Raw genomic sequence first — 16,900 nt, 5'->3', positions numbered from 1 at the left:
GGTTTTGCTGCCATAACAGAAGTAAGATACGTCCTTCTTCTGTCCACCTTGCTTAGACCACCTCACAGGGTGTCGTGCTGGGACAAGAAGCAAATGGGTAGGGGCTCGTCTTGTCTCTTAGCAAGAAAAACACGAGCCCCGTACGAAAGCACCCCGTTTACTGCCCGAGAGCTTGCTTACCATTTCTTTCAGCACAGCTGCTGCCCCTCCAAATAGGGCCTAGAGCCGACCCCACGGCAGTTGAACAGCCCGGCGACTTTGTTGCCCGGCGGCAGAACCCCCGCCGGGCCTGGGCACTACGCCCGGCATACCACGCAGGGGCTTATTCCAGTACCACTTTGCTGGTTGCCCCATCCGAGGCGCGCAGCAGGTACACGCCTGCGCTCAGCCCGCCGGTAAGCAGACGGTCCGTGGCCGTAAGCTGGCGCACGGGCCGCCCGGCCAGATCCGTGAGGGTGCCCGATACGGGGCGACTCAGGCGCACGCTCTGGCCCCGGCTGGGGTTGGGGTAAGCAAACAGGGGCTCGGCGGCGGGCCGGCGGCCGCGGGTAGCGGTGGGCACGGCCGGCTGCAGGGCGTATACGGCCAGGGTGCTGCTGACTTCGTTGGCCAGCACCAGCAGGGGCTGGCCCGTCGGACTGTCGGCGGCAGCAATGAAGATCAGGCCCTCGGGCCCCAGGTCGCCGGTGCCCGCCGTAAGGCTGCGATTGTTGGCGTACAGCTCCAGGACCGGGCTGGCCGGGTTGTTCATGTTAAACACGGCCACCCCGCCGACTCGCTCCAGGGACACGAAGGCGTAGAGGTTGCTGCCAACGCGGCCCGTTGTGACGCCCTCCGGCTCGGGCCCCTTGTCGTCCGAGCGGTTTTTGCGCGTGGGCGTTTCCCCGAAGCTGTTGCTGGCGTTGAAGATGTCCCCGTAGGTTGGGGAAGTGGACGTCAGGCGCTCGAGCAGGTTGCCGCTGTCGTGCACTTCAGCCCCGGTGGTGGCGTTGTAAATGCTGAACGAGCGGCCCCCAAAGGCATAAATCTCGTCGAAGTCCCCGTCCCCGTCGGTGTCGCCCAGGCGGTTGGTAACGTTGAGGCGGCCCAGCACGGCGGCGTTCTTGAGCAGGGCGGCATTCGGAAAAACGGTGGGGTCGAGCACGTAGGGGGAACTGGTGCTGGTAGTGCCCAGGCGCACCTGCTCGCTGAAGCCGGAGTAGTCGCGGGCGTCGCCTTCGTTGGCCGTAATCAGGTAGGGCACCCCGCCCACCTCAAAGCTGGCCACGGCGTCGGGCAGGCGCATGCCCTTCACGGGCCAGCCCGCAATGAGCACGTCCGTGGTCTGGTCGGAGGCGTCGATGCCGTGGCCGGGCTGGCGCAGGTCGCTGTAGCCCACTGGGCGCAGGGCCGTAATCTGCTTGGTTGCCAGGTCCAACACGGCCAGGGCATTGTTTTCCTGCAGGGTTACGTAGGCCGTTTTGGAGTCGGCACTCAGGGCAATGTACTCGGGCTCCAGGTCCTGGGCCACGGTGGCCGGGGCCCCGGCCCGGCCACCGTACACCCGGATGCCCTGGGCGCGCAGCTGGGCGGCCTGGCTGTTGTAGGCGGTAAAGCCAACCGTCGTGACGCTGGCCTGGGTAAGGCCCGCCACGCCCCCGCTCACGTCCACCACCGAAATGCTGCCTTCCGGGTCCACGCTGTAGTCGGCCCGGGGCTCGCCCTCGTTGGCCGTCAGCACGGTGCGCCCGTCCGGGGAGAAGGTAATCATGTCGGGCATGGCTCCCACGGTCACCTGCTGGAGGAACACCCCGTTCTGATCGAAAAATACCACGCTGCCCTCCGCCTGTGGATTCGGGTTTTCCAGGGCGCAGGCCACCACGCCGTTGCGCGCGGCCACGGAGTTGATGTTGCCGTAGGGCTTGAGGTCGATGGAGGCCACCGGGGTCAGGGCCGTGGGCGTAGCCAGGCTGACGATGTCGAGCCTGCCCCCCAGGGAGTTGGCCACGTACAGGCGCTTGCTCGTTGCATCGTAGGCCGCAATTTCAGCGGAGTTTACCTGGGTATTGCCGCTGAAGGGAGGGGCCGTCTGGTAGCTCTGCAGCAAGGTAAGCGTCAGGTTGCCCGCGGCCAGCGGGGCGGGGGTATCGTTGTCGCGCAGGTAGACCAGCACGTCGGTGGCCCCGGCCGGGAGGGTGGCGTTGGTGGGGTTCTGCAGGCGCAGCACCAGGTACTCGGCCTGCTCGGCCAGGGCGTCGTCGCTAAGGGGAATGGTCAGGGTCTGCGGCCCCGCAGCACCGGCCGGAAACGTCAGCGTCTGGGTAGCGGCGTAGGTAAAGTCCTGTCCGGCCGTGGCCGTGCCCAGGGCCTGCAGCGCAACCTCCACGGTACTGGCCGCGGCGCCGGGGTTTTGGAGGGTAAAGGAAAGGCTCACGCTGCCGGCCCCTTCGCTCACCGTAACGGTGGCGCTGGGCCGGCTGATGGAAGGCGTAGTCTGGGCCTGGGCGCGCAGGGAAGTCAGGCCCAGCAGCAGGGCAGTGGCAGGCAGTACGGCGTACCGATTGAGGTGCATAGAAGCGGGGTTAGAAGGAGGGCTAAAGCTACCCCCAGCACATTACCGCAGCGTGACCAAGCTGTTAGAGAATTGTAAACCGCCCGGACGGCTGGCCCCCTACCTTTCCTGGGGGGACCACGCAGCGGAGCCGGGGCTTTCCATTCCCTCGGTGACGTCGGCGCCCGCCAGAAACTGCCGGTACCACCAGCCCGAATCCTTGACGGTGCGCCGCTGGGTGGCGTAGTCCACGTGCACCAGCCCGAAGCGGGGCGCGTAGCCCTCCGCCCACTCGAAGTTGTCGGTAAAGGACCAGGCAAAGTAGCCCTCCACCGGCACGCCTTCGCGCCGGGCGCGCAGCACCTGCCCGATGCAGGCCTGCAGGTACGCCTGCCGGGCCGCGTCGGCAACTCGTCCACCCCGGACCTCATCGGGAAAAGCCGCCCCGTTTTCCGTGACCAGCAGGCGGGGGGCGCCGGGGTAGTGGCTGAACTGCCGCAGCAGGTGGTAGAGGCTTTCCGGGTATACTTCCCAGCCCATCTGCGTGTAGGGCACCCCGCGCCGGGCAGCACCGACCAGGCTGGCCCAGAGCAGGGGCACGTAGGGGGAGTGGCGCACCACCTCGCGGGTGTAGTTCTGCACGCCCCAGAAGTCAAAGGCAAAAGGCAGACGCTGCTCGTCGCCGGGCTGCACGTAGCGGCCTAGCCGGCTCAGCAGCGGCAGGTCGGCCAGGGGGTAGCCCAGCCCCAGGGCCGGCTCGACAAACAGGCGGTTGAGGGCCGCGTCGGCCCGGCGCACGGCCCGCTCGTCCCGGGGCAGGCCCGGCCGCCAGGGCGTGAGGTAGGAGCAGGAAAAGGTGGTGCCAATCCGGGCCGCAGCGGGCAGGGTGGCGCGCAGGGCCCGCCCGCCCTCGGCCTGGGCCAGGGCCGCGTGGTGGGTCGCGGCCAGAAAGGCGCCCAGGCCCCGGCGTCCCGGCGCGTGCAGGCCCAGCAGGTGGCCCGCCCCGGTAAACACCATGGGCTCGTTGAGCACCAGCCAGTGCTGCACCCGGTCGCCGAGCCGGCGGGCCAGCACCTGGGCGTAGTCCGAAAGCCAGCCTACCACGTCGCGGTTAGTCCAGCCCCCGCGCTGCTGCAGGGCCTGGGGCAGGTCCCAGTGGTAGACTGTCAGCCAGGGGGTAATGCCCCGCGCCAGGCAGCCGTCCACCAGCCGGTCGTAGAAGTCCAGCCCCGGGGTATTGATAGCGCCCGTACCCGCCGGCAGCACCCGCGCCCAGGCCGCCGAAAACCGGAAATCGGGAATACCCAGCTGCTGCAGCAGGTCCAGGTCGGCGGGCCAGCGCCGGTAAAAGTCGGTGGCCACGTCCGCCGTTTCGCGCCCCTTGATGGCGCGCCGCCCCCGCACGAAGGTGTCCCAGATGCTGGGCCCCTTGCCATCGGCCGCCCAGCTGCCCTCCGTCTGGTAGGCCGCCGTGGATACGCCCCAGCGAAAATCAGGGCCAAAGTCGGTACGGGAGTAGGGGGTAGGGGTGGTGGGCGGAAAAAAGGCAGCGGGTAATGCGGACATGAGCAGCTATACGGAGCGGGTGCAGCAGCACGCCACTCCTTATTCTTCAAGTAAACGGAGTGAAGCCTTCCTCTTGAGCAGCCACGCCAGAAGCCTAGGCTGAACGCGAAAGCCTAGCCCAGGCTTCCTGTTGGCCCGGCGAGGAGCATAGACATTTCGAAACCAGAAAGCTTGGCGTCCTCGCTACGCCAGTAATGCCGGCGCCGGACTAGCTTGTTCCTGCAGGACGCGGTCCAGAATCAGGGCGGTTTCATCGGGGTAGTGCACCGGCAGCGGGCGGCCCTCGCGCAGCCACTGGTCCAAGGTAGCCAGGTGCTTGTCGCCCAGGCTCTTGATCACGGGCACGCCCAGGGCGGCCAGGGCGGCGGCGTTGCAGGCCTGCTCGTACTGGTTTTTCATGGGTACGACCAGCAGCTTTTTTCCCAGGTACAGCGCCTCGGCCGGGGTTTCGAACCCCGCCCCGCAGAGCACGCCGGCGCTGCGGGCGAGGCTGTCGGTGAAGGCGGCGCCGCTTACCGGGCGCACCCGCACGTTGCCGTATTCCGCTTCGCGGGAACTGTGGCGGGAAAACACCTCCCAGCGCACGGTGCGGCTCAGGTAGCGCAGGCGGCGCACCAGCGTGGGCTCATCGAAGGCCGGCAGGTAGACCGTGTAATGGTCCCCGGGGTGGGGCGTGAGCCGGCGCACCTGCTGGCGGATGACGGGCGTGTGGATGCCCGGGGCGTACGCCCCGAAGTGGAAGCCGTAGCTGACCGTGGCCGGCGCGTAGTGGCGCAACACGGATTTGCCGACCACGTCGGCGCGGGTGGGCTGGGGGGCGGCGGCGTGCAGCACGGCGCTCTGGTGGCTCAGGGCCACGCAGGGCTTCTGGCGCAGGCGGCAGGCCCAGGCCGAGACGGGCTCAAAGTCGCTGAGGACCAGGTCGTAGTCCTGCACCGGCAGCTGGCGCATCTCGCGCAGAAAGCTCGCCGAGTTCAGCTGCCAGAAGGTTTTGAGAAAATCGATGCCGCCCTTCTTGCCGAAGATAAAGCCCATGCCGTGGCAGCGGTAGCGGACGGGGAAAGGTAGGTCCTGGGCGGCCGGGCCGCTGACCAGCACGTCGAGGTGGCTGGCGCGCGCTTGCAGCAACGGCACGATATCCAGGGCGCGGCTGAGGTGGCCGTTGCCGGTACCTTGAATGGCGTAGAGAATGCGGGGCATGCAGAAAGATAAGAAAGGCAGGAAGGCTTAGCGCGGGAGGTTGAACTCCGCCAGCAACCCCGCCAGCAGCGCATCAGCCGAGTCCTCGGGTGCCTCGGGCTCGGGGGCTGGCGGCAGCTGCATGATGGGGTCGAGAGCGTAGTGGTAGAGCTGCCAGCCGTGGCTCGTCGTGTACTCCAGGGCCGTCAGGTTTTCTACCCAGTCGCCGGAGTTCAGGTAGCCCACTTCCCCGCGCGGGGTGAGAATGGATTTCAGGGCCGGTTGGTGAATGTGCCCGCAGGCCACGTAGCGGTAGCCTTGGTCGGCGGCAATGGTGGCGGCCGTCTGCTCGAAATCACTGATCAGGCTGACGGCCCCCTTGACCCGGTTTTTCACGGCTTTGGAAAGGGCAACCCGCGGGCGGCCCACTTTGGCCAGCAGAAAGTTAACCAGGCGGTTGAGCAGAATCAGGGCGTCGTAGCCCTGGGCGCCCAGCCGGGCCAGCCAGCGGGCGTGGCGCATGGTCAGGTCGAAGACGTCGCCGTGGAACAGCCAGGTGGCGCCGTGGGGCAGCTCCAGCACCAGCTTGTTGGCCACGGACAGGGCCCCGAGCCGGGTGCCGGCAAAGCGGCGCAGCAGCTCATCGTGGTTGCCGGTAAGGTAGTGCACGCGGGTACCCTTGGCCATCAGCCCCACCAGGTGGCGCACCAGGCGCATGTGGGCCGGCGGCCAGTAGGTTTTGCTGAACTGCCAGATATCGACAATGTCGCCGTTGAGCACGAGCACCCGGGGCCGGACGCTGCGCAGGTAGCGCAGCAGCTCGGCGGCGTGGCAGCCGTAGGTGCCCAGGTGCACATCCGAAATGACCACTACCTCCACGCGGCGACGCTTCGGCCCCTTGCTCATCGCGTCGGCCGGGGCCAATAGCGGGGCTGAGGGGGCGCCGCGGGCAGGTCATTGGCCCGGAAGGGCGAGCGGAAGGCCTTGGCCAGGTGCAGGCCGTAAAGCACCACGAGCAGTACCTGGAACAGGGCGTAGCCTAGCCAGCTGGCGGCGTAGCGCAACAGGGGAATCAGGACAGGAGCATGCATAGCGGCAGACCGGTTGCTTCGCTGCAAACTTCCTCCCCACGTATGACTTTGTGATGAAGCCGGCATTATGATTTTGTTGTCGTACGGCGCCCAAAGCCGCGGTGCGGCGCAGGGTACAGTGGGCCGGCAGGCTTACCCCGCTTAACTGCCGGTGCCCGGCCCGCCCCTTGGCATTTCGGCGCTGAGCCTGCCCGGCGCGCGGGCAGAAAGCCGGGTCCTGGCTTAAACGCCAGCCCAGGCCGCTCCCCGGCCCGGGGCGTGAGCGCTGGTTGGCGGGGCTTTTCTGCCATAGGAACTCAACCTTCCGGGAACGGTTGGGTTCTCATGGCGTACTTTTCTTCCGTCATGCGCGACTCCCACCCCAACCTGAGCTACGACCGGCCGGCGCTGCAAACCAGTGCGGGCCTGGCCTGGCCGGGCCTGCAGGTAGAGCGGTATCAGCTGGAAGCCACGGAGCTGCCGGCGCACTTTCACGCCCAGCACCTGCTCATTCTGCACCAGGGCGCCCGGCCCGTCCGCTCGCACCGGCGGAGTGGGAGCGTGGCGGAAGAAGCGCTGTTTGCGGCGGGCGACGTTGGCCTGTACCCCGCCGGCGAGTACGGCCCCTCGGGCTGGGATGGCCCGGTGGACGTGGTGCAGCTGCAGGTGGATGTTCAGGCGCTGGAAGACCGCGCCCGTCAGGGCCTGGACCTGCGCCACGTTGCCCTGCGGGACCGGTTTCGGTTCGAGGATGGGTTGCTCACGCAGCTGGGGCGGCAGCTGCTGGCCGCCGCCGGGGCCGACCACGCGCTGGGCCGGCTCTACGCCGAGTCGCTGGCGACTACGCTTTTCTACCACCTGATCGGGTTTCACGCCACCTTCGAGCGCCGCATTGCCCCCGGCCGCCCCCTACCGGCCGGGGTCCTGAGCCGCATCGATGCCTACCTGCACGACGCTACGCACCAGCCCGTGACGCTGGAAGCCCTGGCCGGACTGGCGAATCTGAGCGTGTTCCACTTTGCCCGCTGCTTCAAGCAGACCACGGGCCAGACGCCCTACCAGTACGTGCTGAGCTGGAAAATCCGGCGGGCCCAGCAGCTGCTGCGCGCCGGGGAGCTGCCGCTGGCCGCCATCAGCGACGCGCTGGGCTTTGCCTCGCCGTCGCACTTTTCGGCCGCCTTCAAGCGGGCCGTGGGGCAAAGTCCGCTGGCGTTTCAGCGCGGGTAGCTTCGGGGGCAACTCCGCAAGAATCTGACAAAATCGGGCAAGAATCGGACGCGGTACCGATCCGGCCTGGGGGACCTTTGGGACAGTGCAAGCAGCCGCAGTTCCGCGGCCTTCCTTTCCCTCACCTTCCCGCATGCAAACCTTTAGTTCCGCCTCCCCCAGCCCGCAGCAGCCCACCCATTCCTGCCAGCCGGCTGCCCCTACCCAGCTGGGCCCCTATACCGACGAAGAACTGGTCAAGCAGCTTCCCGGCTTCAGCAACCACTACGCGACCGTAAACGGCATTCGCCTGCACTACGTGGCGGGCGGCAGCGGTCAGGCCCTGCTTTGTCTGCCCGGCTGGCCCCAGACCTGGTACTCCTTCCACCCCATCGCGCAGGCGTTGGCCCGGCACTACCGGGTGCTGCTGGTGGACTACCGGGGCATGGGAAGCTCCGACAAGCCCGCGACGGGCTACGACAAAAAAACCATGGCCCACGACGTGTATGAGCTGGTGCAGCAGCTGGGCCTGGGCAAGGTGCTGCTGCTGGGCCACGACATCGGGGGCATGGTGGCCAGCAGCTTCGCCTACAACTACCCCGAGGCAACCGAAAAGCTCGTTGTGCTCGACGGCACCCACCCCAGCGAGGGCATGATGTACATGAGTATGCTGCCCGCGCCCGGCACCTTCGGCCCCCGCATGGACGGCAACCAGCCCTACATCTGGTGGATGGCCTTCAACCAAGTCAAAGGCCTGCCCGAAAAGCTGCTGGCCGGCCGGTTTGAGTTGTTGCTGGACTACCTCTTTGCCTACGTGATGAAGGACGAAAGCACAATGACGGCCTTTGACCGGGCCGTGTACGCGGCCATCTACAACCAGCCCGAAAACATCCGGGCGGCCAACGCCTGGTACCAGGCCCTGGGGCAGGACATCCAGGATGCCAAAGAATACGCCCAGCTCAGGCTGCCCGTGCTGGGCATCGCCAGCTACGTGGCCCACGGAACCCTGCAACTGGGCGTCCCGGCCATGTCCACCAACGCCCGCGTCGTCGGCTTACTCAACAACGGCCACTACCTGTTCGAGGAAAACCCGCAGGGCGTGCTGGCGGAAGTCCTGCCCTTTCTGCACGAGCCCGGGCAGCCGGCGTAGCCCGGCGGTAAGGTCCCCTGGGAAACCGGCTGGACTTTGGGGTTGGGAGGGGCGGAGGGGGGGTAAGCCAGGCAGCGCTGCGGATAGCGGCGGGGCAAGACCAGAGGATAAGCGGCGCTACCCCGTCGCCTAGCCCTAGCGAAGCCAGCGGTTTTTCCCATTTCGGCGGGCAGCCCCATCCGGCCCAGGGGAATCAAGTCTTTCCACCCCTGCTTTACCTGCTCTACCTGCTGCTGGGGCACTATTTTACCAAACACCGGGGTATCGATAGAACCGGGCGAGAGCGTGTTTACTCTGATTTTTCGGTCTAATAAATCGAGTGATAGTCCTTTGGCCAGGGATATAACTGCCGCTTTTGCCGCCGCATAAATCGTCATCCCCGGGGCGGCCCGGTGGGCGGCGCTCGACCCAATCAGAATGATGGAGGCCCCTTCGCTAAGAAAGGGCAGCGCTTTTTGCACCGTGAAGTAGGAACTCTTCAACTTCAGGTCCATGTACCGGTCGTAGTGCTCTTCCGTGACATCCACGATGGCGGCCATCGGACTACCTTCGACAATCCCGCCGGCATTCACCACGAGCGTGTCAATGCTGCCGAAGCGCTCAAACGTGGCCTGGAACAGGTGTTCCAGGTCTGCCCCGCTGGTTACGTCGCCCCGGATGCCGATAAAGCCGGGTCTGAGTTCCTGAACGGCCCGGTCGAGGGTTTCCTGATTTCTGCCGGTGATGGTACCGGTTGCCCCTTCGTTTTTAAACGCTTCGGCAATGCCGAAGCCAATGCCGCTGTTGCCCCCGGTAACGACGGCTACTTTACCGTGTAGTTTCATAAGAAAAGGAAATGAGTTGGAAAAAAGGAACAGGACCAGCCGAGGCCGCCCCATTACTGCCCAAATAAGTGCCCGCCCCGGGGCAAGCGCCCGGTGGCTCACCCTAAGGGGGCGGGCAAAATCACGTTGGTTATTCAAGGCAACGTGGGGCTCTTCCGGGCTACCTCCGGCGCGCTTCCTTAAGCCGGTGCCTTGCCTTTCGCAGCAGGCCGGCGTACTCGTTGTACATAGCCGCCAGCAGCACTGCTGGGCCCGAACGGTAACTGGGGCGACCCGGCACTGGCGCCGCCAAAAACAACCGTGCCCAAACACTCCTCCCGCGGGGCGGTTTACCTGGCTCAACAGCGTAAACCTGCTTGGCTTCAGGCCCCCGACCAGCCCCCGGTTACTGGCTGGGCATGGTCAGTTCCGTTACCTTACCTGTGTTACCATGGTTCCAGCCCTTCGCAGCTACCTGACGTCGAAAGCCCCATTTACCGAAGCCGAGCTGGAGCAGTTCGAAGCGACGGCCACGGTCAAGCAGCTGAAGCGCCGCCAGTATCTGCTGCGCAGCGGAGACGTATGCCCCCACATGGCCTTTGTTGTTCAAGGCTGCCTGCGCCTTTACCGCACCGACGAGGAAGCCACGGAGCACATCCTGCGTTTTGCCATCGAGAACTGGTGGATTACCGATGCCGAAAGCTTTCGCACCGGGCTGCCCGCCGTCGGGGCTATTGACGCGCTGGAAGACACGCAGGTGCTGCTGTGGTCGAAAGAAAGCTTCGACCGGCTGAAAAAGGAAATCCCCGCCTTTAGCGCCCTGGAAAGCCAGTTGGCCGGCCGCAACCTCGACGCCCAGGTGAACCGGCTGTACGCGGCCATCAGCCGCTCGGCCGAAGAGCGCTACCACGCCTTTGTGCAGGCCTTCCCCGACTTTTATCAACGCATTCCCCTGCGCATGATAGCCTCTTATTTGGGCGTGTCCCGCGAAACCCTCAGCCGCATCCGCAAGCACCCGGGTGCGTAGTGAAGGCTTAAACCGCCGGGGGCGGGTAGCCGGAGTTAGTTGCCCGCCCCCGCTGACTTGGGCTACCGGGACGCGGCAGCAGCGGGGGGGCCTTCCCCTGGCGCGGCAACCCCAATAGCAGCGGGACGGTCAACAGGCCGGGGTAAAGGAAACGCCCGTCCACGCTTCGCTTACCTGCCACAACCGTTTGGCCGCGTCCGGGTTCAGGGAATCCGCCAGGACGCCGGCGGACTGGACGCCCTCGGAAAATCCTGCTCCGCGTGCTAAGGGGGCGATGTCGGCATCTTCGCAGTACACCCCGCCGATGCCGTTGAGCAAGGGGCTCGTTGCACACCACAGGGTAGTAGCCGCGCCTTGCGGAATGGTTTTTAGCGAGGCAATGACGGCCGGCACTTCCCGTCCTTCAGCGTCGTAGAAGCCGAATTGCTGCAGTAATGCCAGGGGAGCTTCGCGCAGCAGTTCGGTTCCCCAGATATTGCCGGGATGCACCGCGTACGCGCTGACGCCACACGGCTCGGCCCGCGTGTCTAGTTCCAGCGAAAACAGGTTGAGCGCCGTTTTGGATTGCCCGTAGGCCAGCAGGGTTTCGTAGGCGCGGTGGTTGAAGTTTGGGTCGTCAAAATCGAAGGGGGCAAACTGGTGCCCCAGCGAGGACACATTAATCACCCTCGCCCCCTTCGCCTTTTTCAACGCCTCCCATACCCTGGCCGTTAGCTGGAAAGGCGCTAGATAGTTGGTGGCTAATTGCGACTCCACGCCGCGGCTGTTGCGGCGCAGCGGCACGAACATGATGCCAGCGTTATGGATGAGCAGGTGCAGGGGCCGGCCCGAAGCCAGGAACGCGGCGGCAAAGGCGTCCACCGAATCGGGATTCAGTAAGTCCATTTCGGCCAGCTCCACATTGGCAACGCCAGCCAGATTTTCCCGGGCCTTGGCCAGGGTTCGCGCGGGCACCACGACGGTGGCCCCCGCCGCGGCCAGGGCGTTGGTGGTTTCCAGGCCCAGGCCCGTGTAGCCCCCCGTGACGATAGCCACCTTGCCGGCTAAACTGATTCCCTGCATGACCTCGCGGGCCGTGGAGGTGGCCGAAAAGCCTGAACCCAGGGGCTTTTGTAAGGCCCCGTTATCGTTTGTCTGTTCCATGAGTTGTAGCGGGTAGCGTGGGGCTGGGTTATAGACCGTATAGCCCACCGGAAGCGGCTATCTTTTCCCCCGTAATCCAGGCGGCATCATTCGAGGCCAGAAAGACGGCTACTTTGGCAATATCTGCGGGCTGCCCCGTTCGCCCCAGGGGGGTGGTAGACACCAGGCGGGTTTCCGCCTCGCTGCCGATAAAGCCGAGCGTGCGCGAGCCTTCCGTGTCCACGCCGCCCGGCAAAATAGAGTTGATGCGGATGTTGCGGCCGCTGAATTCCTTGGACAAGGCAGTGGTCATGGCATCCAACGCGGCTTTGGAAGCCGAGTACACGGCCCCGGTGGGCAGCGGGGTGCGGCCCGCTTCGGAGCTGATGTTGATGACGTTGCCGCCGGCCGGCCCAAACTGCTTTACCGCCGCCTGGATGGCGAGCAGGGAGCCCAAGACATTGATGTTGAAGTGCTGGTGGAAAGCATCTGGCGTAACTTCCTCAAGTGGAGCGTAGTGATAAATGCCCGCGTTATTAACCAGAATGTCCACGGTACCGAAGGCCGCCCCGGCTTCGGCAAACAGCCGGGCAACATCCGTCTCGTTCGACACGTCGCCTTGCACCGAAATAGCCGTGCCGCCGGCCCTGGTGATGGCGCCGACCACCTGATCTGCTCCGTCCTTGCTGGAGGCGTAGTTCACGACCACCTTGGCGCCTTCGGCCGCGAAATACGTGGCAATGGCCGCGCCTATGCCCTTGGAGGCCCCCGTCACTACGGCGACCTTGTTGGTTAGCTTGTTCATGTTTTTAATGGGGTGCGGGGCTGCGCTTTCCCGCCCGTTCGTTGGGCCGGGAGGCAGCCAGAAAGTCCGTTGGTTTTGATAAAGGCAGGCGTGAGGCTGGTAGCCACCCCGGCGAATAAGCCCTGGGCTACGCCGTTTGGCCAGGCAAAATTGGGGAGGGCGCCGGGGGCAAAGCGAGGACATTTGTCACCAAATTCGTCGGCCGCTCAATCGGGAATGAGCATATGCCGGCCCGCTGGCAGGATTACCCCCGCACGCTTGCCCAGAATCGAGCCCTAGGCTTCCTGCTGCTTTCCTGGGGCGGCCTAGCAGACCATTATGACCCTGTGCCTGAACTAGCCAGTATCCCTTACCTTATTTGCTTCGGCTCCCAATCGAAGGCTCTACCGGATTCGTTGCGGAGGTACCGCACCAGCCAGCAGCAGCAGGGCGCCCCCTCCCCGTAAAGCAGCGCCGAGTTGTTAGGCGTGGCTAACCGGCGCGGCAAGCCAGCCGAGACACTCGTGGCGGGGGTTCTAACCCAAGGGCAGGCTCAACCCGCGGGCAAATAAGTACGCACAGCTGCGGGCAGCTGCGTAACTTTACGTCTATTCTTACGCCCGGCATGACTAACTACCCGCTGCTATTCCGCTCCTTGCTCGACCGCGGCAAAGCCGTGCATTTCGCCTACCACATCTCGGAGCAGCGCGTGGTCTACGTCAGCCAGGCCTACGAACAGGTGCTGGGCGGGGCGCCGGAAAACGTCAATGAGGACTTGCCCGGCTGGCTGGCCCGCCTCCACCCCGATGACTTGCTGCACCTGCGTCAGCGCCTGCACCACGCCCTGGGCGGGGAGCTGGTGCAGGACGTGGAGGTGCGCGTACGCCAGCCCGACGGCCGCACCCAGTGGCTGTGCCTGTCGGCGGCCCGGGAAGAGCTCAGCGACGGGCAGCTGTACCTGAGCGGCACGGCCCTGGACATCACCCGCTCCAAGGAAACCAGCCTCAACGCCCAGAAATTCAACACCAAGAAGGACGCCACGCTCGAAATCCTCTCCCACGATTTGGCCTCCCCGCTGGCGCTCTTGCAGCAGCTCACCGAGGAGCTGCGCTACGAGGCCCAGGGCCGCGCCACCGACACCATGCAGCAGCTGCTGCAGCTCATGCAGCGCACCTGCACCGAGGGCGTGAACCTGATTCGGGACTTTGTCGACAACGAGTTTTTAGAGTCCGCAAACGTGGTACTCAAGAAGGAGCGCACCGACCTGACCGGCTGGCTGGCCACCATCATGGAGGAGTACCAGCGCTCCGAGCGCCACACCCACCTGCACTTCGTGTTCCACGCTCCGGCCCAGCCCGTGTACGTGAGCGTGGACATCAACAAGTTTCAGCAGGTCATCAACAACCTGATTTCCAACGCCATCAAGTTTACCCCCGACGGCGGCCGCATTACCCTGAGCCTGGAGCAGCGCGCGGGCCGGGCCGTGGTGCGCGTGGCCGACACCGGCGTGGGCATCCCCGCGCCCCTGCAGCCCCTGCTGTTTGACAAGTTCACCAAGGCCCGGCGCCCGGGGCTGCGGGGCGAGAAAACCACCGGCCTGGGCATGTCCATTATTCAGACCATCGTGGAACTACACGAGGGCACGATTCGCTTTACGAGCACTGAAGACGCGGGCAGCGCTTTTACCATTGCGCTGCCGGCCTCGGTGAGCGTCCCCTAATCACCACCCCAGCGTGTGCTTTCCATGCCAGTTGATCTAGGTTACCTCCCTGCTCTGCCGGTTTCGTCGCCCGCCCTGCTGCCGGCCCTGCTGGCGTTACCCGACACGGGATTGATTTTCTGCACGCCCGTAACCGATGCCGGGGGCCAGGTCACGAATTTAACGCTCACCTACCTGAACCCGGCCGCCCAGCGCCTGCTGGCGCTGCCGGCCCAGCCCCCTACCCCGGACTGGACGTACCGGCAGCTACTGGGCCCGCTCCCGGCGGGTGGCGGCGCCTGGTACGAGCCCACTTGGCGCACGGGAGAGCCCACCCGCGCCCGGGTGCAACCCCCCGCCGCCCCGGCGGCGCTGCAGCTGACGGCGCAACGACTCGAGGCCGGGCTGCTGCTCAGCGTGCAACCTGCCGCCGCGGAAACTGCCCCGGCGGGAACTGCCCCGGTGGAAACAGCCCCGGACGGCCCCGCCGAGCCGGAAAGGGAGTGGCTGCGGGAGCGCAGCCGCCAGCTGCAGAGCGTGGACGCCGTGCTGGCGGGCCTGCAGGAATATGTTTACCTGTTTGACCGGGAGGGTCGCTTCCGCTACGTCAACCAACCCCTGCTCGACCTGTGGGGACTGACGCTGGCGCAGGCCGTGGGCCAGAACTTTCACGATCTGGGCTACCCCGCTGAGCTGGCCGCCCGGCTGCAGGCGCAGATTCAGCGGGTGATTGACACCCGGCAGAGCGTCTCGGACGAAACCCCGTACACCAACCCCACTGGGGAAGCGGGCCACTACGAGTACACGCTGGTGCCCCTGCTGGCCGCCGACGGCACGGTGGAAGCCGTGGGCGGCCGTACCCACCCCGTAACCGAGCGCCGGCGGGCCGAAGAAGCATTGCAGGCGAGCGAGCAGCGCCTGCGGGCGCTCATTGAAAACCTGCCCGGCGGGGCCGTGTTCGTCGTCGACCAGCAGCTGCGCTACCAGCTGGCCGAGGGCGAAGCCCTGCACCAGGCGGGCCTCACGCCGGCCGAGCTGCTGGGCCGCACCGTGCGCGAGGTCGTGCCGCCGGCGTTGTGGCAGCAGCACGAACCCTACTACCGGGCCGCCCTCACCGGCGAGGCCTTTAGCCTGGAGCTGGAAACCTACGGCCGCAGCTTTCTGACGCGCGGCGTGCCGCTGCGCGACGCGGCGGGGCAAGTAGAAGCCGCGCTGGCCGTGAGCTACGACATCACCGACCGCAAACAAGCCGAAACGGCCCTGCGCCAGTCCGAGGAGCGCCTGCAGCAGGCCCTGTCCATCGGCACGGTGGGGGTTATCTTCTTTGACCTGGCCGGCCGCATTCACGACGCCAACGCGGCCTTTGAGCGCCTGAGCGGCTACGCCCGCGAGGATTTCATTAGCGGGCGGGTGCGCTGGGACGAGCTGACCCCGCCGGAGTTCGTGGAAGTTACCCGCCACTCCCAGCACGAGCTGCTCACGCGGGGCCAGAACACGCCCTACGAAAAGCAGTACCGCCGCCCGGACGGCTCGCGCTGGTGGGGCCTGTTTGCCGGCAAGCGCCTGAGCAGCGGCGAGTGCGTGGAGTTTGTGCTCGACATCACGGCGAGTAAAGAGGCCCAGCAGCAGCTGCATCACTCCCAGCAGCAGCTGCAGGCCTTCAACGAGCAGCTCACGCGCACGAACGTGGACCTGGACAACTTCATTTACACGGCCTCCCACGATTTAAAAGCCCCCATTACCAACATCAAAGGGTTGATTCTGGCCTTACAGGACCAGCTGCCGGGGCCGGTGCAGCAGGCGCACGACGTGGGGCCGCTGCTGGACATGATGGGGGCCTCGGTGCAACGCTTTCTGCGCGCCATCGAGCAGCTGAGCGACGTGGTAAAGCTGCAGCAGGCCCACGCCAGTCCCGTGGCCGAGGTGGCCCTGCGGCCCGTCATCGAAGACGTGCGGCGGGACCTGCGGCCCCAGCTGGCCGCGGCCGGCGCGCAGGTAAAGCTCGACGTGCCGCCGGACACGCACGTGTTGTTTTCGAAAAAAAACCTGCGCTCCGTGGTCTACAACCTGCTTAGCAACGCGGTGAAATACCAGCACCCCGACCGCGCCCCGCAGGTAGTCATCGGCTGCCGGCGGGAGGAGCCGTACACGGTGCTTACGGTGCAAGACAATGGCCTGGGCATCGAGGCGGACCACCTGCCCAAGCTGTTCCAGATGTTTCGGCGCTTTCACGCCCACGTCGACGGCACGGGCATCGGCCTGTACATGGTTAAGCGCATCGTTGAAAACGCCGGGGGCCGCCTCCAGGTCACAAGCACGCCGGGCGAAGGCACTGCGTTTTCAGTGTACTTCCGGCGCTAAAGGCCATACTGCCTGACTGGGGTACGCTTGCCCGGGCCAATTTTAGTTGCTGTCTGCTTTAACAAAGGTCTTTTTCGGCTGCCCGCTGAGCCTGACGCGGGGCCGGGGGCAAACGAGGACAGGGCCGTTTGTCGAGCCGGGCGCATACCTGGTCACGGGCTGCTCCTGCCGGCTATAAATCGGTTGAGAAAATTCGGTTGAGAAAAAAATGAATCGATGCTAAGCGGCAGCCTACGAGGAGGTGAGAACTCTCCCCGGCGGTATGCCCTCATCAATTCAGCGGCTCAGTTGTGGGCCCCTGCGGGCAGCCGTTGTTTCCGTGCTTTGAGCCAAGCCTACCGCCACCCTACTTCTTGCCGGCCGGGCCCCGGCCCGGTGGCTACGCAGCCCGGCAAGCACCTCG

Annotated in this window: 13 protein-coding genes; 5 read left to right on the top strand and 8 right to left on the bottom strand. The window is 65.7% G+C overall.

What is annotated here, in order from left to right; genetic code table 11:
• Window positions 1-322: 322 nt before the first annotated feature.
• From IEW18_RS21030 to IEW18_RS21010, 5 genes are all read right to left on the bottom strand, one after another.
• Entirely contained in the window at window positions 323-2,551 is a 2,229-nt protein-coding gene (locus tag IEW18_RS21030; RefSeq protein ID WP_188559859.1) for a choice-of-anchor I family protein, read from the bottom strand.
• Window positions 2,552-2,650: 99 nt separating this feature from the next.
• The gene (locus IEW18_RS21025) at window positions 2,651-4,096 is read right to left on the bottom strand and encodes a GH1 family beta-glucosidase (protein WP_188559858.1); all 1,446 of its coding nucleotides are present in this window, start codon (window positions 4,094-4,096) and stop codon (window positions 2,651-2,653) included.
• 183 nt (window positions 4,097-4,279) lie between these two features.
• Window positions 4,280-5,296 (bottom strand): glycosyltransferase family protein, encoded by a 1,017-nt coding sequence (locus tag IEW18_RS21020; RefSeq protein WP_188559857.1) that lies wholly within the window; start codon window positions 5,294-5,296, stop codon window positions 4,280-4,282.
• Between the two features lie 27 nt (window positions 5,297-5,323).
• The gene (locus IEW18_RS21015) at window positions 5,324-6,199 is read right to left on the bottom strand and encodes a UDP-2,3-diacylglucosamine diphosphatase (RefSeq protein WP_229728895.1); all 876 of its coding nucleotides are present in this window, start codon (window positions 6,197-6,199) and stop codon (window positions 5,324-5,326) included.
• Window positions 6,178-6,366: a hypothetical protein gene (locus tag IEW18_RS21010; RefSeq protein ID WP_188559856.1), complete on the bottom strand. Its 189-nt coding sequence runs from the start codon at window positions 6,364-6,366 to the stop codon at window positions 6,178-6,180. Before IEW18_RS21010 ends, IEW18_RS21015 begins: the two co-directional genes overlap by 22 nt.
• 324 nt (window positions 6,367-6,690) lie before the next feature.
• On the opposite strand from IEW18_RS21010, the gene IEW18_RS21005 reads away from it, so the two are divergent.
• Both IEW18_RS21005 and IEW18_RS21000 read left to right on the top strand, forming a co-directional pair.
• Entirely contained in the window at window positions 6,691-7,572 is an 882-nt protein-coding gene (locus IEW18_RS21005; protein ID WP_229728894.1) for a helix-turn-helix transcriptional regulator, read from the top strand.
• Window positions 7,573-7,705: 133 nt separating this feature from the next.
• A complete protein-coding gene (locus IEW18_RS21000; protein WP_188559854.1) occupies window positions 7,706-8,701 on the top strand; it encodes an alpha/beta fold hydrolase in 996 nt (331 codons plus the stop codon).
• On the opposite strand, the gene IEW18_RS20995 is transcribed toward IEW18_RS21000, so the two are convergent.
• Window positions 8,623-9,525, bottom strand: a complete 903-nt coding sequence (locus tag IEW18_RS20995) for an SDR family NAD(P)-dependent oxidoreductase (protein WP_188559853.1) — start codon at window positions 9,523-9,525, stop codon at window positions 8,623-8,625. The two genes, IEW18_RS21000 and IEW18_RS20995, sit on opposite strands and share 79 nt — an antisense overlap.
• 430 nt (window positions 9,526-9,955) lie before the next feature.
• Here IEW18_RS20995 and IEW18_RS20990 point away from each other — a divergent pair, with 430 nt between their 5' ends.
• A complete protein-coding gene (locus IEW18_RS20990) occupies window positions 9,956-10,531 on the top strand; it encodes a Crp/Fnr family transcriptional regulator (RefSeq protein ID WP_188559852.1) in 576 nt (191 codons plus the stop codon).
• 129 nt (window positions 10,532-10,660) lie between these two features.
• Here IEW18_RS20990 and IEW18_RS20985 read toward each other — a convergent pair whose 3' ends face one another.
• Entirely contained in the window at window positions 10,661-11,674 is a 1,014-nt protein-coding gene (locus IEW18_RS20985; RefSeq protein WP_188559851.1) for an SDR family NAD(P)-dependent oxidoreductase, read from the bottom strand.
• A gap of 28 nt (window positions 11,675-11,702) precedes the next feature.
• Window positions 11,703-12,458 (bottom strand): SDR family NAD(P)-dependent oxidoreductase, encoded by a 756-nt coding sequence (locus IEW18_RS20980; RefSeq protein WP_188559850.1) that lies wholly within the window; start codon window positions 12,456-12,458, stop codon window positions 11,703-11,705.
• 604 nt (window positions 12,459-13,062) lie between these two features.
• Between IEW18_RS20980 and IEW18_RS20975 the strand changes: the two genes are divergently transcribed.
• Together IEW18_RS20975 and IEW18_RS20970 are read left to right on the top strand one after the other, a co-directional pair.
• Window positions 13,063-14,157, top strand: a complete 1,095-nt coding sequence (locus tag IEW18_RS20975; RefSeq protein ID WP_188559849.1) for a PAS domain-containing sensor histidine kinase — start codon at window positions 13,063-13,065, stop codon at window positions 14,155-14,157.
• A gap of 24 nt (window positions 14,158-14,181) precedes the next feature.
• Window positions 14,182-16,497, top strand: a complete 2,316-nt coding sequence (locus tag IEW18_RS20970) for a PAS domain-containing protein (RefSeq protein ID WP_188559848.1) — start codon at window positions 14,182-14,184, stop codon at window positions 16,495-16,497.
• Window positions 16,498-16,900: the final 403 nt, after the last annotated feature.

It is taken from the genome of Hymenobacter glacieicola, assembly GCF_014640315.1.
GTDB classification, from domain to species: Bacteria; Bacteroidota; Bacteroidia; order Cytophagales; family Hymenobacteraceae; genus Hymenobacter; species Hymenobacter glacieicola.
The sequence above is the reverse complement of the archived record's forward strand: the minus strand, read 5'-3'. Positions and strand labels throughout refer to the sequence as shown.